At 46.9% G+C, this 26,963-nt stretch carries 24 protein-coding genes and 1 tRNA gene; 8 read left to right on the forward strand and 17 right to left on the reverse strand.

The features are described from left to right. Positions 1–12 precede the first annotated feature (12 nt). Both ETV65_RS11875 and mltC read left to right on the forward strand, forming a co-directional pair. Positions 13–285, forward strand: coding sequence for an oxidative damage protection protein (locus ETV65_RS11875; RefSeq protein WP_013576841.1), 273 nt, complete (start codon positions 13–15; stop codon positions 283–285). A 75-nt stretch (positions 286–360) separates the two neighbouring features. After that, positions 361–1,440 (forward strand): membrane-bound lytic murein transglycosylase MltC, encoded by a 1,080-nt coding sequence (gene mltC, locus ETV65_RS11880; protein ID WP_129953049.1) that lies wholly within the window; start codon positions 361–363, stop codon positions 1,438–1,440. A gap of 46 nt (positions 1,441–1,486) precedes the next feature. On the opposite strand, the gene ETV65_RS11885 is transcribed toward mltC, so the two are convergent. The 10 genes from ETV65_RS11885 to speF form a co-directional block, all read right to left on the reverse strand. Then, positions 1,487–2,629 (reverse strand): glycosyltransferase family 4 protein, encoded by a 1,143-nt coding sequence (locus tag ETV65_RS11885; RefSeq protein WP_240782825.1) that lies wholly within the window; start codon positions 2,627–2,629, stop codon positions 1,487–1,489. A gap of 179 nt (positions 2,630–2,808) precedes the next feature. After that, positions 2,809–3,993 (reverse strand): glycosyltransferase family 4 protein, encoded by a 1,185-nt coding sequence (locus ETV65_RS11890; RefSeq protein WP_129953050.1) that lies wholly within the window; start codon positions 3,991–3,993, stop codon positions 2,809–2,811. Continuing rightward, entirely contained in the window at positions 3,990–4,571 is a 582-nt protein-coding gene (locus tag ETV65_RS11895) for an acyltransferase (RefSeq protein WP_129953051.1), read from the reverse strand. Before ETV65_RS11895 ends, ETV65_RS11890 begins: the two co-directional genes overlap by 4 nt. Next, on the reverse strand, positions 4,564–5,649 hold the full coding sequence (locus tag ETV65_RS11900; protein ID WP_129953052.1) for a glycosyltransferase: 1,086 nt from the start codon (positions 5,647–5,649) through the stop codon (positions 4,564–4,566). The genes ETV65_RS11895 and ETV65_RS11900 overlap by 8 nt, the downstream gene beginning before the upstream one ends. Next, on the reverse strand, positions 5,636–6,859 hold the full coding sequence (locus tag ETV65_RS11905) for a hypothetical protein (RefSeq protein ID WP_129953053.1): 1,224 nt from the start codon (positions 6,857–6,859) through the stop codon (positions 5,636–5,638). The genes ETV65_RS11900 and ETV65_RS11905 overlap by 14 nt, the downstream gene beginning before the upstream one ends. Beyond that, positions 6,849–8,084, reverse strand: a complete 1,236-nt coding sequence (locus ETV65_RS11910; protein WP_129953054.1) for an oligosaccharide flippase family protein — start codon at positions 8,082–8,084, stop codon at positions 6,849–6,851. The genes ETV65_RS11905 and ETV65_RS11910 overlap by 11 nt, the downstream gene beginning before the upstream one ends. 110 nt (positions 8,085–8,194) lie before the next feature. Beyond that, positions 8,195–10,345, reverse strand: a complete 2,151-nt coding sequence (locus ETV65_RS11915; protein ID WP_129953055.1) for a polysaccharide biosynthesis tyrosine autokinase — start codon at positions 10,343–10,345, stop codon at positions 8,195–8,197. Next, a complete protein-coding gene (locus ETV65_RS11920; protein WP_129953056.1) occupies positions 10,342–10,788 on the reverse strand; it encodes a protein tyrosine phosphatase in 447 nt (148 codons plus the stop codon). Before ETV65_RS11920 ends, ETV65_RS11915 begins: the two co-directional genes overlap by 4 nt. 9 nt (positions 10,789–10,797) lie before the next feature. Next, positions 10,798–11,928: a polysaccharide export protein gene (locus ETV65_RS11925; protein WP_129953057.1), complete on the reverse strand. Its 1,131-nt coding sequence runs from the start codon at positions 11,926–11,928 to the stop codon at positions 10,798–10,800. Between the two features lie 703 nt (positions 11,929–12,631). Next, positions 12,632–14,794, reverse strand: a complete 2,163-nt coding sequence (gene speF, locus ETV65_RS11930) for an ornithine decarboxylase SpeF (RefSeq protein WP_129953058.1) — start codon at positions 14,792–14,794, stop codon at positions 12,632–12,634. Positions 14,795–15,498: 704 nt separating this feature from the next. Here speF and ETV65_RS11935 point away from each other — a divergent pair. Together ETV65_RS11935 and ETV65_RS11940 are read left to right on the forward strand one after the other, a co-directional pair. Then, a tRNA-Phe gene (locus ETV65_RS11935) sits at positions 15,499–15,574 on the forward strand. A 309-nt stretch (positions 15,575–15,883) separates the two neighbouring features. After that, a complete protein-coding gene (locus ETV65_RS11940; RefSeq protein ID WP_129953059.1) occupies positions 15,884–16,489 on the forward strand; it encodes a serine acetyltransferase in 606 nt (201 codons plus the stop codon). Between the two features lie 403 nt (positions 16,490–16,892). On the opposite strand, the gene ETV65_RS11945 is transcribed toward ETV65_RS11940, so the two are convergent. From ETV65_RS11945 to ETV65_RS11955, 3 genes are read right to left on the reverse strand one after another with little or no spacing between them, the layout of a single operon-like run. Then, a complete protein-coding gene (locus ETV65_RS11945; RefSeq protein WP_240782826.1) occupies positions 16,893–17,390 on the reverse strand; it encodes a hypothetical protein in 498 nt (165 codons plus the stop codon). Positions 17,391–17,440: 50 nt separating this feature from the next. Continuing rightward, positions 17,441–18,829: a HAMP domain-containing sensor histidine kinase gene (locus ETV65_RS11950; protein WP_129953060.1), complete on the reverse strand. Its 1,389-nt coding sequence runs from the start codon at positions 18,827–18,829 to the stop codon at positions 17,441–17,443. Continuing rightward, positions 18,829–19,506, reverse strand: a complete 678-nt coding sequence (locus ETV65_RS11955) for a response regulator transcription factor (RefSeq protein ID WP_129953061.1) — start codon at positions 19,504–19,506, stop codon at positions 18,829–18,831. The genes ETV65_RS11950 and ETV65_RS11955 overlap by 1 nt, the downstream gene beginning before the upstream one ends. A 206-nt stretch (positions 19,507–19,712) precedes the next feature. Here ETV65_RS11955 and ETV65_RS11960 point away from each other — a divergent pair, with 206 nt between their 5' ends. Beyond that, positions 19,713–20,549 (forward strand): MipA/OmpV family protein, encoded by an 837-nt coding sequence (locus ETV65_RS11960; protein ID WP_129953062.1) that lies wholly within the window; start codon positions 19,713–19,715, stop codon positions 20,547–20,549. Positions 20,550–20,721: 172 nt separating this feature from the next. Further along, positions 20,722–21,171: an NUDIX domain-containing protein gene (locus ETV65_RS11965; RefSeq protein WP_129953063.1), complete on the forward strand. Its 450-nt coding sequence runs from the start codon at positions 20,722–20,724 to the stop codon at positions 21,169–21,171. A gap of 154 nt (positions 21,172–21,325) precedes the next feature. On the opposite strand, the gene ETV65_RS11970 is transcribed toward ETV65_RS11965, so the two are convergent. After that, positions 21,326–21,841 (reverse strand): GNAT family N-acetyltransferase, encoded by a 516-nt coding sequence (locus tag ETV65_RS11970; protein ID WP_205951584.1) that lies wholly within the window; start codon positions 21,839–21,841, stop codon positions 21,326–21,328. 573 nt (positions 21,842–22,414) lie between these two features. Between ETV65_RS11970 and ETV65_RS11980 the strand changes: the two genes are divergently transcribed. Further along, positions 22,415–22,885, forward strand: a complete 471-nt coding sequence (locus ETV65_RS11980; protein ID WP_240782828.1) for a VOC family protein — start codon at positions 22,415–22,417, stop codon at positions 22,883–22,885. 125 nt (positions 22,886–23,010) lie between these two features. Here ETV65_RS11980 and ETV65_RS11985 read toward each other — a convergent pair whose 3' ends face one another. Genes ETV65_RS11985 through ETV65_RS11995 form a run of 3 tightly spaced genes read right to left on the reverse strand, consistent with a single transcriptional unit; the run spans position 23,011 to position 26,216 of the window. Then, a complete protein-coding gene (locus tag ETV65_RS11985; protein WP_129953065.1) occupies positions 23,011–24,546 on the reverse strand; it encodes a DHA2 family efflux MFS transporter permease subunit in 1,536 nt (511 codons plus the stop codon). A 10-nt stretch (positions 24,547–24,556) separates the two neighbouring features. Further along, positions 24,557–25,735: an efflux RND transporter periplasmic adaptor subunit gene (locus ETV65_RS11990; RefSeq protein ID WP_129953066.1), complete on the reverse strand. Its 1,179-nt coding sequence runs from the start codon at positions 25,733–25,735 to the stop codon at positions 24,557–24,559. A gap of 25 nt (positions 25,736–25,760) precedes the next feature. Further along, positions 25,761–26,216, reverse strand: a complete 456-nt coding sequence (locus ETV65_RS11995; RefSeq protein ID WP_129953067.1) for a MarR family transcriptional regulator — start codon at positions 26,214–26,216, stop codon at positions 25,761–25,763. Between the two features lie 263 nt (positions 26,217–26,479). On the opposite strand from ETV65_RS11995, the gene ETV65_RS12000 reads away from it, so the two are divergent. After that, positions 26,480–26,833 carry a metalloregulator ArsR/SmtB family transcription factor gene (locus tag ETV65_RS12000; protein WP_129953068.1) on the forward strand — a complete coding sequence of 118 codons (354 nt, stop codon included), beginning with the start codon at positions 26,480–26,482 and terminating at the stop codon, positions 26,831–26,833. The last annotated feature ends 130 nt before the right edge of the window (positions 26,834–26,963 follow it).

Consider the following 26,963-nt stretch of genomic DNA (forward strand, 5'->3'; position numbering starts at 1 on the left):
TAAGGAATTAGCATGAGCAGAACGATTTTTTGCACCTTTCTCAAGCGCGATGCCGAAGGGCAAGACTTCCAGCTGTACCCTGGCGAGATTGGCAAACGTATTTTCAATGAAATTTCCAAAGAAGCCTGGTCGCAGTGGATGGCCAAACAGACCATGCTGATCAACGAAAAGAAACTCAGCATGATGAACCCGGATGACCGTAAATTGCTGGAGCAGGAAATGGTGAATTTTCTGTTTGAAGGTCAGGATGTTCATATCGAAGGCTATACCCCGCCCTCAAAATAATCATTGGTAATAATGGTTGAAACATTAAGGCAGGTGCCCCGGCGCCTGCTTCTTTCATCAGAAACGGCTTGTAAGATGAAGAAAATTTTAGCTTTGCTGGTTATCGCGCCCATGTTGATCTCCTGCTCCGGCAGTAAGAAAGACTCGTTCAACGAAGCTTATGTGAAAGACACTAACGGATTTGACATTTTGATGGGCCAGTTCGCCCATAACATCGAAAACATCTGGGGCATGAATGAAGTGCTGATCGCGGGTCCGAAAGACTACGTGAAATATAGCGATCAGTATTACACCCGCAGCCATATTAACTTTGATGCGGGTACCATTACTCTTGAAACCATTTCTGGCACCGATCCGGCCGCCAGCCTGCGTAAGGCCATTATCAGCACCTTGCTGGTGGGCGATGACCCGGGCAACGTTGATCTCTACTCAGACGCCAACGATATCCAGATCAGCCGGGAACCGATGTTGTACGGTCAGGTTCTCGACAACACCGGTCAGCCGATCCGCTGGGAAGGGCGTGCCGCCAGCTTTGCCGACTATCTGATCCAGAACAAACTGATGCGCCGTCAGTCCGGCCTGCATGTCATTTATTCCGTAACGATCCAGATGGTACCAAACCACCTGAATCAGCGTGCGCATAAATACCTGCCGATGATCCGCGAAGCCTCTGCGAAATATGGTGTCGATCAGTCACTGATACTGGCGATCATGCAAACAGAATCTGCTTTTAACCCGTATGCGGTGAGTAACGCCGATGCACTGGGGCTGATGCAGGTTGTGCAGCATACCGCTGGGGTGGATGTGTTTAAATCAGAAGGGAAATGGGGTAAGCCAAGCCGAAGCTATCTGTTTGATCCTCAAAATAACATCAATACCGGCACCGCATATCTGGCGATGTTGCAAAACGTTTATCTGGGGAACATCAGCAATCCGACATCACGTCGTTATGCAGTGATTACTGCGTATAACGGTGGCGCAGGCAGCGTGTTACGCGTGTTCTCAAGCAATAAAACGCAGGCATTTAACATCATTAACAACATGTCGCCGGGCGATGTCTATACCACACTGACGACCAAACATCCGTCCGGAGAATCGCGCCGCTATCTGTATAAAGTCAACAATACGCAGCGCAGCTATCGCCGCGTGGACTAGCATTTTGTCAGCAAGCCTGACACCGGCGGCGGAATAACCGCCGGTGTCAGGAAAGAACCTGTTCAATGGCCGTCAGATAGCGGGAAATGACTATTTTTTCGTCGAACTCCCTGACCATTTTTTTCCTGCTCTCGTTGCCCATATCCAGACGTTGCGAGTGGGTAAGGTTGATTATCCGGTCCATCGCACGTGTTAAACACCCCGTATCCTGTGGCTCACACAGAAAACCATTTACCCCTTCATTGACCGTGTCCTGACAACCAATATTACGCGTGGTAATCAGAGGCTTCCCCATCGCTCCGGCTTCGAGTAAGGATTTCGGCACCCCCTCACGGTAAAAGGAAGGCAAAACAATACAGTCGCCCAGCGCGATTTCCTGCTCAACATTATCTGACGTCCCCAGATAAAGTATGTTGCCCTCCTCAATCCAGGCGGCCATCCGTTCGGTCTTAATGGCGGCCGGATTATTAACATCCAGGAACCCAAGCAAGCGAAATTCACAGCGCTGCCCATGCCGTTTCTTCAATTTGCGCGCCGCATCAACATAATGTTCTACTCCTTTGGAATAGAGCATTCGGGAAATCAGTATAAAACGTACCACATCATCATCAGGTGCCGGTGTTACCTTGAAACGCATTAAATCAACACCCGAACCCGGTAATCGTTCGGTATATAAATAATCAGGCAGCATTTCAGTCAGGAATAATTCCCGGTCATCCTCATTCTGAAAGAAAATTTTTGCCGCATAGCGCTGACTGAACCGGTACAGATGCCGGCATATTATCCTCACCATGCCTTTGCTCATGAAAACACTGCCCAGTCCGGCGATATTGTTGATGGCAGGAATATTTAATACCTTTGCTGCCAGCGTAAAATAGATGTTATTTTTAGGCGTAAAATTCAATACCACATCGACTTTGTGCTTGCGCAAAACACACCAGGCTGAAAATAAAGTGATCAAGTCTTTGAAAAAATCAGTACCGCCGGAATCTATTTTTACCGGAACCGTCTGGCAGCCAAGTTCAGCGAGCCGGTGAGTATATTCATCCACAGGTGAGATTGCTATTACCTGATATCCATTCTCCAGCAAAGCCATAATGGTATTTTTTCGAAAGTTATACAAATACCAGCTTGTGTTAGCCGTAATTGCAATAACATATTTGTGATCGATTCCATTCAAAATTATCATTCCTTTTTTTGCCGGAAATAAATTCCAACATTTATTGCATTGTGTTCGGATCTTGCTTGCAACTCCCTAATATAAATAAAATATTCACACTGACCTTGCAAAAAAATTTCTCATAATTATGTTAAAGGTCATTCATTATCTATATCAGTAAAAACCAAAAACAACTGAGAGATGTTGTGTCAGGCATTCCTGAGTGAAAGCATATGATTCTTATAGCGGGTAAAGAGATCAAAGCGGATTTTCATTAATAATTCAGGCTGATAAAGACGCGCAGTATTAAACGAGTGGTGCGCCATCGATAACATTTCCTGACGGTTTTTTAGTAAATATTCAATGTTGTTCGCCAGTGTATGGTCATCATTGGGCTTATGCAGGTAATGCCGTTGACATAACTCCGGCATTCCTCCGGCAGAACTGGTGATCACCGGGCAGGCGCGCGACATCGCCTCTATCACAGCACGTGGCAATCCTTCCTGATTGCTGGGCTGCACATACAGATCGACGGTATCCAGGAATGAAAAAATCCCTTCTCCTGATGTTTTGGGCCCTGAAAAAATAATATTGTCATGCAGTAATAATTTATCAATCAGCGGACTATTTTTGAATTTACTTCCGCCACCGGTGATTTCAAGTATGACCGGAACCCCCTTATTTTTGAGCCGATAGACTGCTCTGTAAATAGTATCAAAACCTTTATGCGGACTGTCAAGAGAAGCAATTAAGCCTATTTTAAAAGGTCCTCCAGATGACGTAGCTATTTTATCGCATCTTTGATTCAGAACAGAAAGAGAGGCCGGCAGTAAGTCAACGTTTGAAGCAGACACGCCGTTATATTTAATAGGATAACGTTTTTGCAAAAAACTCCCCGTAACATAAATAGCACCCCAGGCTTTTTTCACCGCCTGCCTCACCCGCCAGGATAACACCGGCGCATAGAGGAATCCCTTCAGTGATCCGTATCCGATCATGGCATCCCACGGACAGGCTACGAGTTCCACAAGATAAGGAATATTCATCTGTCGTGCGATTTTTGCCGTTATCAGACCGGTTTCACTGGGTAACCTGACAACAACGCCATCGCACCCTCTGAGAGTGTCTTTAATCTCGATAATATTTTTATGGCAAGTGAATAACACAGATTTCAGAGAAGAATGATTTTCAATTTTTTTAAAAACCATCCCATGACCGCTGGCCAGAGTCCAGTAAGGCGAAAATGAGGAATCATTTTTATAACGGGATAATACAGTTACCTGATCAAAATGATGTAAATACCGGGTAAAAGCAGAATAAGGAAGCTTACCGGGTGAATACACTTTTTCACCATGATGGATAAAATAATGGTCATGCGCAAAAACCATTTTCATGATAGCTCCTTTATTTTCATTGCCGGGGATCCGGCATAGACTCCCGCAGTAAGATGATTTTTGGTGACAGAATTCGCTGCGATAACGACGTCAGAGTCAATTATCGTACCTGCCAGGATCCTGACACCACACCCCACCCAGACATTCGAGGCAATACAAATTTTTTTAAGCTCTACCGGCTGATATTTAAAGGGTTGTTCAGATAATGCGTACCGATGTTCGAAAGAGATAATCGACACAGAATGGGCAAACGACACATCATTACCCACCAAAATATTTCCGGCAGCATCCACATAACTCCGTTCATGAAAACTGATATTGCTACCCAGTGAGAGGTTTTGTAGATTTTTGAATACGCACCAGCGTCCGATATAAACATTATCTCCACATGCTTTTACCAGCGTACGGATAAGAATATAGCGGATGCCCACCCCTGTTTTTCCCGGAAATCCGGCGAAGACATCAAGCAGATGAGCACGAAAAAACTTCGGTAAAGGAGAGATTATGGCACATAGAAACAGAATAATGCTCCGCCAGTGACGAAAAACCATCCGGCCAGTTTTAATATTTTCAGACATATAACCTCAATATTTCCTGCGCATTCTTCCCGATAGAAAAACGGCCTGTTATCACATCAGTATTAATTTCTTTCCTGACAGGCTGAGCCATCCATGCATCAATTTCTGACGTCCATGCACAGAGATGGCTAAGTGAATGATGAGAGATACGTTCAGTCACATCAATAAGCCGTGGAACATGCAGTGAAGCGATGACCGGCAGGCCGGCCGCCTGAGCTTCAACAGCAGCAAGCCCAAAGCCCTCGTGCAGCGACGGAAACAGGAAAACATCAATAACATCGCGTAAAATTAACAGCGTATCGTCTCTTGCACCGGTCAGGATAACTTTGTCAGCGAGACCCTGCTCAAGGGTGAGTCTGTGCAAGTCAGCCCGCAGACTTCCTTCACCAACAATCAGCAAACATACATCCTGCTCACGGTATTGAGAGAGTATATCAAGCAGGAATGCCTGGTTTTTAACAGGTTCTACCCGCCCGACCGTTCCCAAAACAAACGTGCTTTCAGCAATACCAAGCTCCTGTTTAAGGCGGCTCGGAGCAGCAGAGACAAGGTTCTGAAAATTTTTGCCACAGGGAATGATGCTGACTGCCGTTCCCTTTGTTTTGTAGTGGCAACGTGCTGAACCTTCACTGACCGCAACGCAATACGTCGAATAACGCCTGACCAGGAAGATTTTAAAATCAATTTCAAGGCGTTTTAACAGGCCCTGGCGTTGGTATTGCAGAGTTCGATCAGAGTGAGCATGGGAAATAACCTTCGGTATACCACACATCTTAGCGATGTACGCGACGACACCATTATTGAAGCTGACGTGGCTATGACAGACATCATATTTATTTTTCCTGAGAACGGAAAACAAAGCGGCTATGTATTTCAGTGGTTTTGTATAAGACGAAATGTGTATGACTCTGCAACCCATCGACAATAAATCCTCTTCGTAAAATCCTTTATGGGGCTTATCGACGATAAAGGTGTGCTGTACACTGCCTGCTGTTTCAATCACCAAATCATAAAGCCAGCTTTCAATTCCTCCGATATCCAGCTGACCTAACAGGTGAGCAACTTCAATTTTCTTCATCTGATGTACCTGCAACCCGGGTTCTTAAATAAAGTAACAGGGAAAAAATAACCAGCGGCATAATGAGCAGTTGTTTTCTGAATACGGCATCCCCTACACTTCCAAAACTATATTCAGTACGGATCGCGTAGAATCCAACCAGTGTCATGATGGCAGAATAAATCAGGACACACATAACCGATGCTGCCAGTTTCCTGTCAAAAATAAGGGTGGTATATTTTATTGTCCGGACAAAAATCAACATTAAAGTAATAATAACCCCGAGCACGGGAAGCAATGTAAAGCCATCATAATTCATAAACTGAGATGGGTTGGGAGCCATATACATAAAAGTAAAAATCATCGGCCAGTTAATTATTAATAGAATCGATTTTAAAACAGCAACCAGTACCACTATCAAAACAGTTCCTATCATGGCGAATTTTATTAACCGGCAATATTCCAGTGTAAACATAACATACAGAAGTGCCGTTACGGGAGAATAAGGCCGGAGCAGAAAACAGTAGCCTGCCAGTATTAACATGCTAATGGCCAGGAAGAGTTTTGTAACTCTCCCCGGAGTAACCGAGAAACTGACTAACGCTGCGGCCAGAAGGATCGTCATGAAAAAGATAAAGGTATCTTTACCAAAAACAGAAACAAAATAATTAAACGTCGGAGAAAAAATAATCAGGGATAGCAGAACGCAGCGAAAATTAACCGAACATACTCTGGAAAATAGTCGGCTGATTGTCAAAACCCCCATCATTTTGAAGATGAAATTAAAAATAACAATATAAACTGCATCTTTTGCGGGCATTAAATTATAAAATAAATGAACGGGTAACCCAAAGATAAAAAAGGAACCCGGTCCGTCAGTCTCTCCGCTTTCATGCACTTTAATCACTCTCTCTACCGCACCGGAGAGTATTTCACCAAGCGAGTTATTTGACATCAAAAATTGATAATAGCGGACAGCATCTATTCCGGGGAATATATCAAAAGCATTAACACAATAAAACGTATAGCCGGCGGAGAACAGCAGTGCCGAGATGATAAAAAAATTATAACGGGCTCCCGGAATGGTCATGACAGGTATGCTCAATGCAGTCAGGGTAAAGATCACCGCCCCTACCGCAATACGTGCATTTACAATAAGATTAACTATGCATACTGAAATGGCCATCATTAAAAAAAGATACATAACGCCACGTTTTAAATCAATGTTCACTTTTTCCTCGCCGGTCCTGGCTTAATACGGCCCTGAAGACAGTTATATACATCAGAAAAGCGACAAAACTGTTCGAGAAAAACAGCACCCATGGCACACAGAATACATTCATAAACTTACAAACGAAATACAATATAACGCAATGAACGATTCCTCCGGTGAAAGTACAATAGGAAATTGCTTTATTCTTGCCATAAAAAAAACAGGTGGAAGCCATAATCAGGTAAAATCCCTGCGCTAAAAAAGCAGGCACCATAATTATCACCAATCTTTTAATGTCCTTATACTCTTCTCCTGCAACCATATTGTATATTTTTTCAGGCAGTAACTGCGCAACAACGGTTATCAGTATGCTCAGAAAAAAATACCCGGCGAAGATCAGATTAAAGTCACTTCTCCTGATTTTATTATTCCTTAACTGGCTGTACAGATGAGGGGTCAATGCCTTATTCAGCGCCATCAGCACTACGGTAATAATCACACTCAGCTGAAATGCTGCTGAGTAATTCCCCAATGTGGCACCGGGGAAGTATTTACTGATCATAATCCTGTCCAGTCCGGATCGGGCCAGAAAACTCAAATTATGAATAATGAGAGGAACGCCAAAAAGTAAAAGTTGCGATGATGTCTTTTTAAACGTCTCAAAACGAAAATCTACCTGCTTCAGCCAGACTCTGTTTGACCAGGAAGCAAAAAATATTGAGAGCAGAAAGCCCATGATAATCGCGTAAACCCTGGCCTCATAGTTCGCCCAAAAATAATACAGAAATAATAATGTCATAAAAAATGACATTGCCGCATTAAGCACTTGTGCTATCAGGTATTTTTTCGCTTCTTTTCTGGCCTGACTGACCGAGACCAGATTGGTGTAAACACACTGCAGATAACCTGCCAGCGCTGCAAGGATGATAATTTCATGGCGGTAAAAAACATACAGGACATGGATGTAAAGGATGAAGGCGATGGATAAAATAATGACAGAGGAAAAGAAATAATCTGCAGAATGATATGTTTTTTGCGTGTACTCATATCTAATAATCGCGGCTGATGAATTGAGCCCAATGAAGACAAAGAAGATCGACACATAAGTATTGAATAAAGATATTTGTCCGTACTGTTCAGGCCCCAAAGCACGGGAGAGAACAGGGAGCAGAAGGAAAGGGAAAATTTTTACAAATAACTCTCCGCCAACATAAATAACACTGTCGCTGAATATCTTATTCATTATCTTTCCCTGAAAGATATCATAATGATCCTGGTTTAGTTAAGACCAGTCAGGAGCAAACACCACTTCTCGTAGAGTTCTGCCTATGTCCTGATAACGGAGTGTGATTTTCATAGTTCAGATGCATGATATTCATATATTTCTTTTTTACCATAGCTATAGAAACCAGAAAATTTATTCACCACTGCGTTGAGCACCCCGCCGCTAATATCGATATTATTTCTTTTGAATACTCTGATTGCAGATTCTATTTCACGTACTGTGCTCTGTTCGAATTTAGCAACCAGCAGAGAAATACCCGCATGTTTCCCGATAATAACGGCATCGCTTACCGCCAGGACCGGCGGTGCATCCAGTATTACGAGGTCGTAATTCTCTGAAGCCCATTCAATAAGTTGGCGATATTCCTTGCGCATCAAAAGTTCCGATGGTTTTCTGGATAACTTCCCGCGCGTAATGATATCCAGCCCCGGAATTTTACTGCTCTGGACCGCGTCTTTATACATGATGGAACCTGCAATAGCCTCTGATAAACCTACGTTGTGAATATCAAAGATCCGGTGTGCATACCCTTTTCGCATATCGCAATCAATATATAAGACCCGTTTTTCAGCCTGGCTTATCACCACAGCAAGGTTGGAACTGATGAAGGTTTTACCTACCATCGGGGTAGCACCGGAGATCATCAATACATTTGATCCGGATTCCATCAGCGAGAAATATAAACTGGTTCTTAAATTTCTCAGGGCTTCAATGGCAATATCTGACGGATTCTCAAGTGCCAGTAGGCTTAAGCGTTGCCCATCCTTCATAGCGTCAGGATCGGGATTATTTTTCCACTCTGATAGCGGCACATTTGAAATAATATTCAGACCGATGTCTTCAAGTATTTCGGCGGAATCAATGCCATGCTGCAGTGAGACTTTTGCCAGGATAAATCCAACGGATGAAATCATTCCCAGACAGGCAAAAATAAATATCACCCTGATTTTATTGGGCTTAACGGGTTTTAATCCTGTGACGGCACTGTCGATAATCCTGACCGTGCCGATTGTGCTGGCCTGGCTGATTTTTAGTTCTTGCTGCTTATTTAAAAGCTGCATATAGATAAGTTGTCCCGACTGAACGTCACGCGTCAGCCTGACCACTTCCTGCTGCATCTGAGGCAATGTGCTGATTTTTTGACTCAGATTTTCCTTTTCTTCTTTCAGTACATGGATTTTTTCAATTAATGCCACGTATGCAGGATGCTGCTTTGTATAGAGCTTTGAAATCTCAGCTTCTTTAAGGATAAGCTGGTTAACCTGACCATCCAGTTGAACCAGGCTGTCGAGGGCCGACTTTGCTTCCATCGGTAAATCCACCGAATTATTTCGGCTTCTGAAGGTGTTTAATTTCGCTTCTGCGATCCCAAGGTTGTTTTTTACCAAGGGAAGCTGACTCCTGAGAAACTCCAGACTTTTTTCTGCTTCTTCTGATTTCCGGTGGATACTTTGGCGGGCATAGTTATCAATAATTGTCTGGAGAATACGCTTAATTTGTTTACGATCATTGCCACTGTAGCTGATAGTCAAAATACCCGTATCTTTTCCCTGATCCATGACGTTGACATTGGTTTGTAAGTCACTGATCACCTTGAGCACTTCGACTTTTATAACGGTGAACTTATCGCCTTTGCGCGCATTGATTGCGTTGACTTCAATACGAAACTCCGGAGTTTCTAACACCCTACCGGCCATTCCCGATGTGGTCGTGCCGGAAGGTGATGTTATCTGATAATTAGCATTCCCGAGAATTTCAAGCGTATAAGGGCTTCCGGTCACTCCCTCGCGTGGTTCAAAGATATCCACCGTGATCTGCGGCAATCCTGACGACGAATATCGCCGTATCGCCTCACCAATAATGGGAAAATGGGCAAAACGGACTTCTGTATCCAAATTTAACTGAGCGACGGTTTCTCCCAGTATTGCCCGGGAAGTAATCAATTGTTTTTCTGTCAGTGAAACAGGTGATTTCGCCGGCAATAATGGCGAGATATGACTTATCATATCGGTTTCGCCTGAGGATTCGATCTGAACTAACGCATCAGTATGATAAACCGGAGCCGACAGAACGGCATATAACAGGCCAATGATGGCAAAGATTAAGGTAATGACAATAATAGTGTATCTTCGGTCAATAACAGCGCCAACGTTTTTGCGTAAATCAAACTCATCCTGGCTATTTTTATTTTTAAAGTGATTCGTTATTTTCACACTCATTTTAAACCCTGATCATCTAAAGCCGCCTTCCAGCCAGATACTGACTCATTTATAAGAGAGAATATAAAATTAAAGGTTGTTATATCTCCTCCATACGGGTCAGGAATATCTTTGCGCTGATTCCAATGCCCCAGCAGCATGATTTTCCCTCTGATTTCGGGTAAATAATGCGTAATAATATTGATATGCCTCTTTTCCATCACCAGAATAAGATCAAACGTCCGCCCCATTTCACGCGTAAACTGCCTTGCCTTATGATTTTCCAGTGATATCCCGTGACGGCAGGCCACCGTCTTTGCCATCAGATCAGCGCCTTTTCCCTTCAGTGCAAACAGACCGGCCGATTGTATATTTTTTTCAGGCAGCCATTGTTTCAGTAAAGCTTCAGCTAGCGGTGAGCGGCATATATTACCTACGCACACTATCAGGACAGAATTAAACATTCCCTTTCCTTACCAGTTCCGAATATAGCGGGCTGATTCCGTCAGGTCATGAACCCCGGTAATAGTTGGCAATAGTTGTCCGATAATACGGTTCCATTTTGTTACCGGAGCCGTCGTCACATACACAATATCGTAAGGCTCAAGCTGGAACTCTGTTGCCAGCACCAGTGCCGCCGCATCGCTTGCATTCAGCTGGTAAATATTCGCGATCCTGTTTTTAGCCTCCCCTTTCAGGGGGCGGATGACGAAAATCCCCGTGGCATCTGACGTCAGCGGGTCAACACCATGGGCATCCGACAGAGCTTCAGTCAGAGTCATACCACTACGATCCATGCGTAATGTCATTTGCTTGTTCACTTCACCCATCACGAACACTTTCAGCTCGTCATTTCTTGGGATATAGAGAATATCTCCCGGCTCGAGTAAACGGTTTTGCCGCATATCTCCGTTCTTCATTAGGGCCTGCAAAGAAATGAGGGACTTCTCACCGTTATGCGATAATACGATATTATTCCAGTCGGCATTTTCACCTAATCCCCCCGCCTGGTTAATTGCATCCATTATGGTCAGGGGAACGTTGGTGACCGGTAGCTGTCCGGATTTTACCACCTCACCGGTGACATAGACTTTTTGCGAGCGGAACGTCGCGACATTGACATCAACCTGCGGTGATTGAATATATTGGGTGAGCCGGGTAGTAATATTGCTACGAATTTCGGAGGTAGTTTTGCCGGCAACGTTAACCATGCCTATGTAAGGATAGAATATGGCTCCCTCGGCATTTACCCAGTTTCCGGCCTCTCCGGCACTCCTATACTGACCGGCGGGTGTGGTAAGTTCAGGATGATCCCATACGGTAATGGTTAATATATCGCCGATGCCGACATGGTACTGGTAGTTTTTAAGACGTGAATCCAGGTCGCTATTCACTGTTGCAACGGCGGGACGCCGGATGAGGGATTCAACCAGTTTAGGCGTAATAGGGTAAACATCAACCAGGGCGCTAATATCTTCAGAAGGAACTTTTTCGTTCACGACATTTTTACCCGAGGTATTCAGACCGATACCTGGCGATAACGTACATCCACACAGCGATGTGAAAAATATGACGAGTGGAACAGAGAAGAGCTTAACTTTCATAACGTTTTAACCGTTTATTTTTATCGGGGCAGCTTTCTTTCTGGTATTTTTATCCCTGCCCGCCGGGGAATTAAGGAAGATGTTTTTATGAGGTTCTTAAGTAAGAGTAAGTTTAGCCAGTGAGGATGGCTTTCCCACGCTACCGCCCATGGATGTTATGGTATCCATAGCGTAATAATATGATAATGAGTCAACCACCGAAAACAGGCTGTGAAATAGCCTCTGCCTATGTCATGCAGAAATTAAATATCGCTGAGAATCAGTGCGGGGTATCACGATCAATAATAAATAACAACAAATCCAGGAATGCCAAATATAGAGACATACATCCTATTAACATCCTTATGCATAACGTTTTATTTTTAGCAGTCTCGGTAGTAGGGCAATTTATAGGATTGGAAAGTAAAAAGCAATGTTTGGAAACAATTTTGAGTTGAAAATTGCGGGGAATTACTTGCAGGGAATATTCAGTAATGTGCGTAATTAACATTAACTAAAACATACAAAAAATTAATTAATCCTGATAAGTAATAATAATCCATAAAGCCAGAAAGTTGATAAAATCATTTATATTATCGATAAAACTGCCCGCTATTACATATTCATAAAATACATTATAAGTGTGTTATAAATAATGCAGAGGCTATAGCCTCCGCATTACGTAAAGATGATTATGTGAAAAACCAGGCTTTATTTTAAGAAATTACGCAGAAACGACATACCCCATCACACGCTTCCAGCCAACCGGTTTTTTCTCGATATACACCCCCTGCAATTCCGGCGAGAAGCCCGGCAGCAGGTTGATACCTTCTTCCAGCGCCATAAAGTAACGCTGAACCGCCCCGCCCCATAATTCACCTGGTACGACGCACAACACGCCCGGAGGATAAGGGAGAGCGCCTTCCGCAGCAATACGGCCTTCGGCATCACCAATCGCCACCAGTTCGATGTTATCGCGGATAAACTCATTGTGAGCATCCTGCGCATTCATCACGACCTGCGGGAAACTCTTCTCGCGGAACATCTCTTTCTGCAACTCTTTCACATCAAAACTGACGTAGAGGTTATGCATTTCCTGACACAACTGGCGGATGGTGTAATTCCGGTAGCGGTCTTCGTTTTTACGATATACCGTCGGCAGTACTTCGCTGAGCGGCGCATCTTCTTCAATGTATTGCTCGAACCGCACCAGTTCTTCCACCAGCAACTGCATTTTGGCCGGTGTTTCCGCCGGAGTGAGCAGGAACAAAATCGAGTTAAGGTCACATTTCTCCGGCACGATGCCATTCTCACGCAGATAGTTCGCCAGAATGGTTGCCGGAATGCCGAACTCCGTGTACTTACCGCTGGAAGCATCAATGCCCGGCGTGGTCAGCAGCAATTTGCAGGGATCAACGAAATACTGTTTCCCGGCATAACCGTCGAATGCGTGCCAGCGCTCGCCCGGCACAAAATCAAAGAAACGCACATCGTTAGCCATCTCATTGGTTTCATGATCCTGCCAGCGTTTGCCACCGACAGTCGGGGGGACGAACGGCAAAATCATTGAGCATTGATCAAGCAGCATTTTGCGGGTTTCAATGCCGAGCTTCACGCACTCCATCCACATATGTTTTCCGCTGCCGCCGGCATGAATGCGCGCATTGACATCCAGTGCGGCAAACAACGGATAAAACGGGCTGGTCGAGGCATGCATCATAAACGCATTGTTGAGCTTTTTATGGCTGCAATGACGCTTCTGGCCTTTGATGTGATTGTCTTTTTTATGAATTTGCGAAGTCTGCGAGAACCCGGCCTGCTGCTTATGAACAGACTGCGTGACGATAATGCCAGGGTCGTTTTCGTTAAGTTCCAGCAACAACGGCGAGCATTCTTTCATCATCGGGATGAATTGTTCATAACCCACCCATGCGGAATCAAACAGGATGTAGTCGCACAGGTGACCGATTTTATCCACGACCTGACGGGCGTTGTACACGGTGCCGTCATAGGTACCAAGCTGGATAATCGCCAGACGGAACGGACGTTTTTCGGCCGCGCGATGAGGTGCCACCTGTTTGATTTGTTTACGCAGATAGGTTTCATCGAAACAGGCAGCATCGATACCGCCGATAAAACCGAACGGATTACGCGCAGTCTCGAGATAAACCGGCGTTGCACCCGCCTGCAGCAGCGCACCATGATGATTTGATTTGTGGTTGTTACGGTCAAACAGCACCAGATCATCGCGCGTCAGCAGTGCATTAGTGACGACTTTATTGGCCGCAGACGTGCCGTTGAGCACGAAATAGGTTTTATCTGCGCTGAAGACTTTAGCTGCATACTTTTGGGCATCTTTCGCCGATCCTTCGTGGATCAGTAAATCGCCCAGTTTGACATCCGCATTACACATGTCGGAGCGGAAAATATTCGGGCCGTAAAAATCATAAAACTGTCGCCCTGCCGGATGACGTCGGAAAAACTCGCCCCCCTGGTGCCCCGGACAGGCGAAAGTGGCGTTCTCCATCTCGACATATTTTTTCAACGTATCGAAAAACGGCGGGAACAGCGCTTCTTCATAAGCCTGCGCGGCAGATTCAATCTGCGCGGCATAAAATGCCTGATTGGCGTCCGACAGCGTGATAACGCCTTTCAGCAATGGCAGAAACTCAGGTGACACCTGCTCCGTACCCTGCACCGCAACAAACGCGGGAATACCAAAGCCCAGCGTTTCAATCTCCGCCAGCCTGCCGTGGTTCAGGTCACCGACAGAAATAATGATGGCCGCAACGTCCGCATAATCGGCGCGGCGCAGGTCAACGACCAGACGTGCAGTCTGGAGATAAGGGGCGACGGAAGCGCTTGCTGCAAGTTTTAAGTGTTTCATTCAGACTCTCAAACGGTTAAGTAAGAGGGTGTGCCAGATGGCACGGCAATGAGCGGGATCTTACGGCATAAAAGGTAAGCGCAGAGTCCGGCCCGGCAATTGACGTTGGCTAAGCGAGATATCGAGTGCAACGGAGCTATGCCGGTGGGGCAAAGCGGTGACAAATCGGGTTTCAGGCCACGCCACGTCGGATAGACAACAGTAAAATCAGAGAGCTGCTCTGTTTTAATCTCTGTTTTTAATAATGCCTAACAGCGAGCAAACGGTAGCCTTACCGCATGAAAGAGACGACAAAAGGAGGAAAACTGAAATCGTGGTGTTTACAGCACCCGGAGATCATCATCAGATTGTTTTTGCACTGGCGAACAGCGCGATGTGATAAACCAGCCATGCCGCAACCCTCTTGAGCTGTCGCGTGAAAACGGGATCAGAGTTGTTTAATAAATCGGCGCAATAATCGCATCTTTTACCCCCCGGTTCAACCCTGAACATACGGCGAATTTCTTACAGAATGCGACAGGGAGCATGTCCCGGAACCTCCACGTTTTTCGGGCTTGTTGTCGGGTAAAAACCTGGACAGGTGGCCTGGGCCGTAAGTTAAATCGACAAATCGTCGTAAAAAGCATCAGTCAGGTGACGAACCCCGCTGTTGTCACAAAAAGCCGTTGACGGCACATGCCCGATACGGTTTAATGCGCCCCGTTGCCCGGATAGCTCAGTCGGTAGAGCAAGGGATTGAAAATCCCTGTGTCCTTGGTTCGATTCCGAGTCCGGGCACCAATATTTAGAAGAACCCGCCTATGGCGGGTTTTTTGCTTTCCGCTTTCCGGACTCTCCATCGAACTTCGTCCGATGATTCGCCTTGCAGGATCCCCCTGCCAGGCCCTTACTGCCGTATGAGCCGTACAGGGGAAAAGCGTTGGGCGCAAATTGGTCCGGTGGCGGAAGGTAAAATTCGTTAAAAATTTCAGATTTGTGAGCGCCTGCGCCCTGCTTTTCGGGCATATCCTCTACTCAGATTATTCTTTTAAAGTTTATTTGTTCAATGCCGATAAGTGCTTAATTGCTTTTATTTAACGGTAATACAATATGGATAATCCTCTGGTCAGCTCCGCAAGTAATAAAGTTACAGGCTATGAACATTTGAAAGAATGTTTAAGAATAGAAGTGATAAAAAGAGATGGGGGCAAAAGATTCTCATGGCTAAAAGTATTTCACCGCGTAGCTTTTAATCGCAAAAAACGCTTCTACTTTTGGTGGCGGATTGCAAACTATTTGTATAAATCCTCATCATCTCGCCAGCGAAAAATCGCCAAAATAATTGGTGTTAACTTAGCCAGAAAGTATGGCGCAGACATAAGCATTGCTGCACATATCGGAACCGGTATGAAAATAAACCATTACGTGGGGATCGTAATCAGAGCTGAATGTGTGATTGGCGACAATGTGAACATCCGTCAAAACACGACTATTGGAAGGAAAAAATCAACGCCTGATATAGGATATATCACAATCGGTAATAACGTCGATATCGGTGCTAACTCCTGCATTCTTGGGGACATCGTTATTGGAGACAATGTCACTATTGGGGCAATGTCATTTATCAATAAAGATATCCCCGCTAACACCCTTGTTTATAGTCAAAAAACCACTCAGATCGTAATTAAAAACATCGGGTCTACGATTCAGCATTGATGTTGTATTAAGCAACACGCCAATAAAAAAAGCCTCTTCAATAAAGAGGCTTAACTTTTGCTTACTCATCACTTAATTTGTCTTTCTGAGATGAAATGACTCGTTGGGGAAATTCGCCTGCAGACGAACGAAGCATTCGAGGCGAACATTGCCTTATATGCAGCGCCAGAATATGAAATCGATAGACGTGAACAATTCATGGGTGGAAAGACCGTCTTTATGAGCAAAAAATTGTAGCGGTTACTAAAACTGCCCCCGAAACAAAGATTCCTTGAATCATTTTAAGCTGCGTAGCTACTCAGACCTATCCGCTAAAGGATCCAGGGCAATTATGAGCGAGGGATAGTCATTCGCAGTTATTCTCATTACTGATGAAGGCATTACTTAAATCGCGGTGTGTAAATCAACGGGGGATTAAGTCATATGGCCTGAGATGTTTCACGGTATTGACGACAGTGTCGTTCTGGCAAGCTTTATCACCGTCAGCCCAGCGCTTGATATCACTTATATTTGGCGACCTGATGCCCACACTCAAGATGTTCTTGGTTGTGTATAGGCTGACCTGTGCTTTGTCCCCATCATGTCTTTCTATTTCAATTAGCGTGTTGTTAATCAACAGTCCCTGCGCAAGGAGCTTTTGATTGATTTCACCTTCATTGCGCTCACCGTCAAACTCGCTTAATACGATGACCGGATTTCCTGAATATGCCTCATATTCCAGGCACTGCCTTGCCATGTGCCTTAAAGTTCGATACGTATCTGAGGGCTCCGTCTTGCTCGTAAAGCTGCCGTCATAAGAGGATTGACTGCTTTTTAATTCGCTGACGGTTATGGCGCACCCGCTGATCGAGATAGAAAATAATAGTGTAGACAGGGTCAAATATTTCAATTTCAACTCCATTGTTCTGACAGAGGCTCTCCGCTGGGCTGGTATCAAAATTATGTTTTCTTTCAGGCTGACTTGTGGTTTGGAAAGTCAACAGTAACCATGAGCCCACCTTCTGCAGACGTATTTAGGCATACGCTGCTGTTGTGTTGCTGCGCAACCGCTTTGACTATTGCAAGTCCCAATCCACTCCCGCTTTGCATCTGATTGGGATCGCGAAAAAACCTATCGAACACGCGCTCCCTCAATTCAAATGGAATGCCGGGCCCTGCATCTGAAACACGCAGCTGAGTAGATTTATCAAGTGATCCTACATCTACCTCAACCCGTCCGCCCTCAGGGCTGTACTTCACGGCATTTTCAATTAAATTATCAATCAGCGACATCAGGCGTTCCTTGACGCCTGTGATCCAGATTTCATCATTAGAGTAGAATTCGAGCTCAATCCTGCGCTCAGCCGCTAGCGGTGCCAGTGCAGCCATTCGCTCTTGTATGAGCGTTGTCAGCGGCACAGGCTCCATAACAGTGTCAATACGCACTTCGCTGTGCATCATCAGCAGCAACTGATTGACAAGACGCGCTGCACGGCTATTGCTGCGAATAATCCCTGCAAGCAACTCCTGTTGATTATCGCTGCTTACATAGGACTGCAAAGCCTCCACATTGATTCGCATCGCAGCCAGTGGGGTACGCAGTTCGTGGGCGGCATCTGCAATGAAAACCCGTTCCCTATCAGAACTCTCTCGCACCCTGGCAAGAAATAGATTAGTAGCGTCCACCATTTGGCGAAGCTCCATGTGCTTTGGCACTTCTTTTAAGGGAGAGAGATCTTCTGAAGTTCGTAAGGAAATTTCATTTACCACCTTGTTCCAGGGGCGCATTGCAATACGGATTGACAGCCACGCGGGAAACAAAAGAAAAGGAATGCACACCAGTAGCGGCAATATGTAGTATCCCCGCGAGTTCAGGTATATAAAAAAGTTCCAGCCTCCGGCAGGGGTGACAAGTGTTACCTCCGCATCGGATCTCCCGGACTTGAGAGTACGGCTAGTCCAGGTGCGCCCCCCACTCCGGATGCTCTGAATTTTCCCATACCTGGTGTTTGTCACTCCTGCCGGAGCGCCATCAGATGAATAAATTATCTCTTTATTCTTCCGAACGATTAGGCTGATTGACAGTTTCGGATCTTCACCTCCGCCATAACCTTCCCGCAACGCTGTGCTGAACTTTTTCAGCACAGCGGTGAGATCCTGCGGGCGATCATCCATACGATCAACCAATGTAAGAATGGTTTCGTAGGTATTGTTGCCCGTTAGCATAGGGGGGCTACGCAAGTTCTCCCACAAAATGTAGGTCAGAAAAAGACACCAAAGCAGTGTAAGCAGTAGCATCTGGGCGATCATAATTCGCCGTACGAGCGTTGGAGTTCTCAGGTGGTGCCAAAAATTTCGCATCAACCAGCCCCTTTCTGAATCGGCACAGTATCAATGACATACCCTACGCCTCTCACCGTTCGTACATAGCCGTCGCCGATTTTGCGACGTAAATTACCCATATGCACATCGAGTGCATTGCTCATATTTTCTTTTGCGCCGAATATCCTTTCCTCCAGAAACCTTCGTGTAAGCACGCGATCAGTGCGCATCATTAAAGTTTCAAGCAGCGCGTATTCACTTGCCGTCAACTCAACATTCCGCGCGCTCACTGTCACGCGACGAGTCGGCACGTGGAGAGATAACCCACGAATTTCTATCACCTCATTCTCAAAACCGTAACTGCGTCGCGCAAGGGCTCTCACCCTGGCCAATAACTCGGCAAGAATAAAAGGTTTGACGAGATAGTCGTCAGCACCGGCATCCAGCCCGCACAGGCGATCCTGCAGAGTGCCCCGCGCGGTCAGAATGATGACGGGGATCCCCTTGAGCTGCTGGCGCAAGTACGCCATCAGGCTCATGCCATCGCCGTCAGGCAGTCCGAGGTCGAGCAAAACTAGTTCCGGCAAGCAGGCATCGAGTTGATGCAGCGCATCCACTTTGCGGCGAACCCATATGACATCTAATCCCTGATCTGCAAGGGCAATACGTACGCCGTTGCCGAGATCCAGGTCGTCTTCGATGAGGAGAATTTTCACAATAGTTACGTTATCAACAGTGAATGAAGAACGTCTGAAGAAAAAAACGGTATCAGGAAATTTATCAGGTTTGCGTCACCGGCACGTGCTTAAGTATTTCTTCATTTTTAGCTCATGAGAACTTTAGGGTGCGTATTCAAACTGAGCGTTCTGGCGTTTAAAACCCGCTTGTATCGTAATCATTTGAATCCATAAGGACTTCTTTAATGAGCAACTTCGAACTGCGTCATAAGTTCCCCTATTTACTCTCAGGACGCACCCTGAAAAAAATGCTGCCGGGTGCGCTGCTGGCGTTACTGACCAACCCAACACTTGCGGCAGAACCACAACAGGGTAACGCCTTAACATTGGGAGGAGGCGTGGATGTTACGCCACTTTATTCTGGTTCGGATGAAAACCGCGTCACGACAGCCCTGGTGCTTGATTACTCGATGCATAATGGGTTCTTCGTGAGCACCATACGGGGTATCGGTTATGGCAACAGCTCCGGCAAGCTGGATTACAGTACTGCGCTGAGCTATCGCGCAGGCCGTAAGGATCATGACGTGGACAGCGACGCAATGAGCGATGGCAGTGACGACTTGCGGGGTATGGGCGATGTCAAAGGCTCGGCTATCGGGGCATTGGGTCTGGGATATAAGGTAACCGACTGGCTTCATTTGCAATTGCAGGCTGAGGTGCCGTTTTCTCAGCGGGACAATGGCGCGGCCCTGCATTTCGGCATTATCAGCCCGCTTTATAGTTCATCGGAAAATACCGTGACGATGGCGCTGACCAGCAGTTGGGGAACTGACAACTATATGCAAACTTACTACGGGGTAAGTTCATCACAGTCAGCCGCATCGGGGTTTACTCAATATGATGCCGGTTCCGGGATTTATGCCTATTCAATGAATATGGACTGGACGCACAAGTTCAACCAGAACTGGAGCGTAGTGGCCGCTACAGGCTTTACACAGTTGGCTGGTGATGCACGCAACAGCCCGATTGTGCAACGAAAAGCATCGCCCAATGGAAGCTTGAAAGTGACATATAGCTTCTGAACGTTGTTCGATTGCACTGTCAATAAATACACACTTGAACCGCCCCGATACAGATGATGGGGCGGTACTCACAAAGGACGTAAGGACATTCATTTTCAAAATTAACAGATATCAAAACGCATTAAAGCAATGTATATATAGACAGTATTCTAAGTAATTGGGCAATCGCTACATGGGCCGTGACAGATATAATCTATCCATAGCAGTATTCGTCTTGCTTCTAAAAGGGGATGAACTCTGCATGCTCCGAAGGTCTAATACGGGCTGGATGGATGGTTGCTTTAGCTTACCGGCCGGTGGGCTAGAAAAAGGCGAAACACTCTCCACCGCTGCCGCCAGAGAGCTAAAAGAAGAGACAGGGGTGGACACAATTCCTTCAGCGTTGGCCCTTGTGCATACCATGCATGTGTGGACGGAAAACCGTTCATGGATAGGACATTATTTTATCTGCCGAGAATGGAGTGGTGTACCCTTCCTTGCAGAACCTGACAAGCATGCCGAAGTAAGCTGGAAGAATATTTCGGATCTGCCAGAAGAAACAATACCCTATGTAAGGCAGGCTATTGAAGCCATTAATGCTGATGAGAGTTACTCAGAGTACGGCTGGGACACAGGTGAGTAACCTCTGCTACAAAGCAATATTTCCGCTCCTTGTCAGTATGCATATGCAAAAGAGTTGCTGAGAGCGAAAAGCGGAAGTACGAAATCGTTCTGACCACCGAGGGTGTATTTCAAAACATCGCCGTGTGTTAATCAACGGGGATAAGGTCATGCGCTCAAACCTCCCCCTTAGAAGATATTGGCATGCCCATCTCCAGCGCACGAACCTCAAAGCCAAATTCCTCGTACAAGCGGATTGCTGCCTTGTTGAAATGCCAAACAGCCAGTCTGAGTTCCTGCGCGTTACGTGCCAGAGCCCAATCACGCACTCTGTTCATCAATACTTTACCCACGCCTTGCCCTCTGTGTGTTTCAAGAACACATATTGAGCAAATCCTGCAACCAGGGACTGGCTTCAGAAGTGGACTTGTTGGTATTGATATGTTCGCTGCAATAAACCCGATGGGAAGAGAGTTATGCCGGGCTATAAACGCAACATGATCATCAGTTTCAATAAATCCCATCCAATGGGGTTCATCTGCTCCCTCATTCAAAGTCACATCAGCATAAATATCTGGGCGCGCTTTATGATGGATGATATTGAGCTCGCGAGCCAAATCACTCATGATCGCAAGATCAGAACGGATTGCTTCCCGGATACTGAGTTCCATATCCAAATTTTTTATCTCCAATGAGGATCCTCAACCGTGCCTGTCAGCCAGTCGCATTAACGATAAAAGCAGTTACGAAGATAATGCATTACAACAAATTTGCACTTTTCGTTGAATCCTGCGGACCTGGATTGCATTGTTCTTTTGTTCCCGGGAGATAAAAAAGGCCGTTCTCAGCAGGATCCGTTCCTCCCGGGCATCCTGCCCTGCCTGGTGAATTATCTGAACTGCCCCCGTCAGCGCCCCTCCCGCCGTCTGCACCTGGTTTACCAGGTTGTGACATATCCCCACCGTTTCCACCATCCGCCCCCTTACCTCCCGCACCACCCTCTGCAGCACCCACAGAAAAAACGACAAGCGCGAAAATACACACAAAAAAGTGTTTATACATATTTGCATCTCCATTATTGAATAGGCTCATGCTAGCCACATGAATTCATTAAAATATCCGTTGAATCTGCCCTCATCAATTAAAATATCGTGATGTATGTAACGTCCATTTCTGGCACGAATCAGCCCACTACGTTGGAAAATGTCGAACCAGGGGAAGCCAAAAGCAAATATCTGACTGTATGACTGAAAAAACGTGCTGTGATGCATCGATTTAAAAAGGTCTACACTGTTTATGGCAATTCAAAAGTCATCGTTACTTTTCATGGAGAGTCACGCATGTTTAGTCATGTACACGTCGGAGCCAGAAATCTGAGCAAGCTGGTTTGTTTCTATGAAGCCATACTTTCCAGATTAGGCCTCGTTCAGATCCCTGAGGGAAATGGCGGTAGCGCACAAGGTGTGGGCTGGAAATACCCGGATAAAAGATGGCCTCAGTTCTATGTACAACTCCCTGTGAATGGCCTCCCTTCAACCTGGGGAAATGGCGTTCAGGTGAGTTTCTTAGTGGCCTCACACGCTGATGTGAAAGAGATTTGGGAACTTGCCATTACGATGGGAGGAACCGATGAGGGCCCGCCAGGATTTAGAGAATATGCGACAGATTTCTTTGCCGCTTATTGCCGGGATCCGGAAGGCAATAAGCTTTGTTTTGTCTGCGCACCCGAAGCATAGATACACTCTTCAGGTTTTCTGCTCGGCTGTCCAGGCTCAGTGAGAATCAACGTCAGGGTTTTCTCCGCTACGTTTAGCCGGGTGTTGTACGCTTCAAAGCAGCTACTTTACGTTTTACCTTTCATTTAATGCCCTGCTGCCGGAGCACCTGACGGACCAGAACGACTGAAGGGTGGCCGCGTGAACCAGATAACCACAATCAGCGCCATAAAACCCCAGCCTAATATCCAGAAGTAATCAATGGTCGACATCATATAGGCCTGCTGCTCAATGGTTTTATCGACAGACGCCATATTCTGCTGGGTGAGCCCGCCCATCTTCTCAATATAATTCACCGCCGCCGGGTTGTACGCAGAGACGCTCTCCGTCAGATTGGCATGGTGGAATATCTCTCTGCGGGACCAAATCCAGGTCGTCAGCGACGAGGCGAACGACCCACCCAGTACGCGGAAGAACGTTGCCAGACCGGAACCTTCGGCGATTTCTGCACCGTTAAGATTCGACAAGACGATAGTGGTCACAGGCATAAAGAAAAACGCCACGCCAATCCCCATAAACAGCTGCACTTGCGCAATGGTGCGGAAATCCACGTCGGTGTTGAACTGTGCACGGATGAGACAGGATGCCCCCATCGTCAGGAATGACAGCGATGCCAGAATACGCAGATCAACTTTGTTGGCATAGCGGCCAATAAACGGCGTCATCAATAACGGCAGTACGCCCATGGGTGCGGCGGCGAGCCCTGCCCAAATCGCCGTATAGCCCATCTGAGTTTGCAGCCACTGCGGCAGAATAATGTTGATGGCGAAGAACGCGGCGTAGCCCAGTGTTAGCGAGAGCGTGCCGACGGCAAAGTTGCGCTCTTTGAACAAGCGCAGGTTAACAATCGGATGACGCTCGCCCAGTTCCCAGATGACAAACGACACCAGGGAAATCGCGGAAATAACCGTCATGATGACAATTTGCAGGGAAGCAAACCAGTCGAGATCGTTGCCCTTATCTAATACAACCTGCAGCAACCCAACCCCCATCACCAGCAGCGCAATGCCAATATAGTCAATTGGCACGTGGCTCGTCGTTTCTTCACGCGCACGCAGCTGGGTCCAGACCACGAGAGTGGCAAAAATGCCGATTGGCACATTGATGTAGAAGATCCATGGCCAGGAATAGTTATCGGTGATCCAGCCTCCGGTGATGGGTCCGACGATGGGTGCGACAACCGTCACCATCGACAGCAACGCCAGCGCCATGCTTCGCTTGCTGGGGGGGAAGATCACCAGCAGCAACGTCTGACACATCGGGAACATCGGGCCTGCGAAAAAACCCTGCAGGGCGCGAAAGATGATCAGTTCGGTCATGCTGTGCGCTAAGCCGCACAGGAACGAGCTGAGCGTAAACATCACCACCGAACCAACAAACAACTTTAGCTGCCCGAACCGGCGGGTAAACCAGCCGGTCAGCGGCAGGGCAATGGCGTTACACACCGCAAAAGAGGTGATAACCCACGTCCCCTGGTCCGCGCTGACGCCAAGGTTTCCGGCGATAGTCGGCAGCGCAACGTTTGCAATGGTGGAGTCCAATACCTGCATAAATGTCGCCAGCGACAATGCGAGCACCGCCAGCCACATAGTGGGCGGCGTAAATGCGGCCTTATCTTGCATTACGTCTCTCTTAACGGCTGCCTGCGGCAACCGTTTTGCTGTTGTCATGAAGGATTTTAGCCACCAGTTTGTCCGCTTCCGCCAGTGGGTTTTGATACACATCCGTGCTGAAACGTGGGGTGCTAACGGTTTGCTGCGGCAGCAAGTGGCCGCCGTCGTCGCGGATATCTACGCGGACGTTCATCGACAGGCCAACGCGCAGCGGGTGCTTCTGCATATCGCGCGGATCAAGCGTGATACGCACCGGCAGGCGCTGAACAATCTTGATCCAGTTGCCGCTGGCATTCTGGGCGGGTAGCAGAGAGAACGCACTGCCGGTCCCGATGCCCAGGCTTTCGATAGTGCCGTGGTATTCAACGTTGTCACCGTAAAGATCCGCATTGAGCGTGACCTTCTGGCCCAGGCGCATGGAGTACATCTGACTTTCTTTGAAGTTTGCATCCACCCACACTTCACTCAGCGGCACGATAGCCAACAGCGTGGTGCCGGAATCCACGCGCATACCCAGCTGCACAGCGCGTTTGGCTACGTAACCGCTTACGGGTGCAACGATGGTAGTGCGGGCGTTGTCCAGGAAGCGCTGGCGCAGTGTGGCAACCGCACTTTTGATTTCCGGATGACTGTCGATAACGGTGTCGTCGACCATTGCAGTATTGGTGCGTAACGCTTCCTGCGCGGCGGCTAAATCGCTTTGTGCGCTGGTGACCGCATCACGGTAGTGAGAAAGATCTTCCGAAGAAATAGCGCCGGAAGAGAAAATCTTCTGGCGGCGGGCATAGTCATTTTGTGCCGTTTGCAAGGCGACTTTTTTGGCCGCAACCTGGGCACGGTAGTTATCCGCCGTGCTGTACAAACCCCGAACCTGACGAACGGTGTTCGCAAGGTTGGCTTCCGCCTGTTGCAGAGCGATTTCGGTGTCGCTCGGGTCGAGCAGCACCAGCGGCTGGCCTTTCTGTACAAAGTCGCCTTCATCCACCGTCACTTGTGTCACCGTACCGCCTATCTGCGGCGTAAGCGTGACCTGGTTGCCATTTACGTAAGCATCATCGGTAGATTCATAGAAGCGGGCGTAAAGCAGATACCACGCCAGTATTCCCCCGGCGGCAATCACCAGAATAAAAAACAAAATTATAAAATTACGTTTGCGCTTGCTACCGCGCTCAACATCTTGGGCAGGTGTGGTTTCCATCTTGTGATGACCTTTTTTGAAAACGTTAGCAATGGGGGGCGATGATGTCGTCCGGGAGCATTTTTGTAATGAGCTCTACCAGTAAGCGGGATTCCCCGGGCGTAAGGCGTGCGGTGAGATTGCCCATGATTGAGGTCTGCGCATCTTTCTCAAAACGTTCGCACAGGGCCTGACCTTCGTCAGTCAACGTCAGAATCACCTGGCGTTTATCCTGCGGGTTCGGGGTGCGTGCAATCAGTTCCCGCTTTACCATGCGGTCAACCATGCGACTCATGCCGCCGGCGTCCATTACCAAATTTTTGCTGATTTCAACAGGGCTGGAGAAACCTTTATATATAGTAATCAATACCTTGAATTGTTGCGCAGTGATATTCGCACCGGCAAAGTACTCGCTGATGATCTGGTCTTTGAACTGGTTCGCGAGGTGGATAAGCAAACCAAGGGGTAATTTATCGCCGCTAATAGCGGAAGTATTGTGCATAATATTTGCCTAGTCATTAATTGCGAACAAAACTACTGTCCAGGCATCTATCTGTCAAGGTTGTGTCAAACTAAACGCATTTTTTGTCAGGGTGAAAGTCAGACGTGGGTGTGTTTTGATGTCACTGCTTCAAATCCGGACGCTTACACATAGCGATCGCTTTAGATGACATAACCCCAGGCATACATATTCGAAAAAACACATGTGTTATTGACAATTTTTAAGCAGGGCATACCATAAACGCATTACATAAAGGAGTTCTTATGAACGGTTTGTCTTCACTTGTGTTGTTTAAAAACCTGTCCGATGAAACGCGTCTGTCGATCGTCATGTTGCTCAGAGAAGCCGGAGAGCTGTGTGTCTGCGAAATCATCGGAGTGCTTAACGAGTCGCAGCCGAAAATCTCAAGAAACCTGGCTATGCTGAGAGAAACAGGGCTCATTTTAGATCGCCGTGACGGGAAATGGATTCATTACCGCTTGTCACCACACATGCCGGCATGGGCAGCAGCCGTTATCGAACAAGCATTTCTGAGTGACCGGGACAAGATTACTGCACAGGTTAAAAACATCACCCGTAACCAAAACACAACAGGCGGCAAGTCCGTCTGCCTGTGATGCCGGACCGGAAATACATGCGAAAATACAAATATAAATAACCGCGCTATCCGATGAAAAGCGCCCCGGCGCTGCCCCGCGGGCAGAAACCGAACGCTATCGCGAAAAGGTGTGAGTGACTCAGGGGAAA

Source organism: Rahnella sp. RFA10(1/100) (assembly GCF_004195115.1).
Lineage (GTDB): Bacteria > Pseudomonadota > Gammaproteobacteria > Enterobacterales > Enterobacteriaceae > Rahnella > Rahnella perminowiae.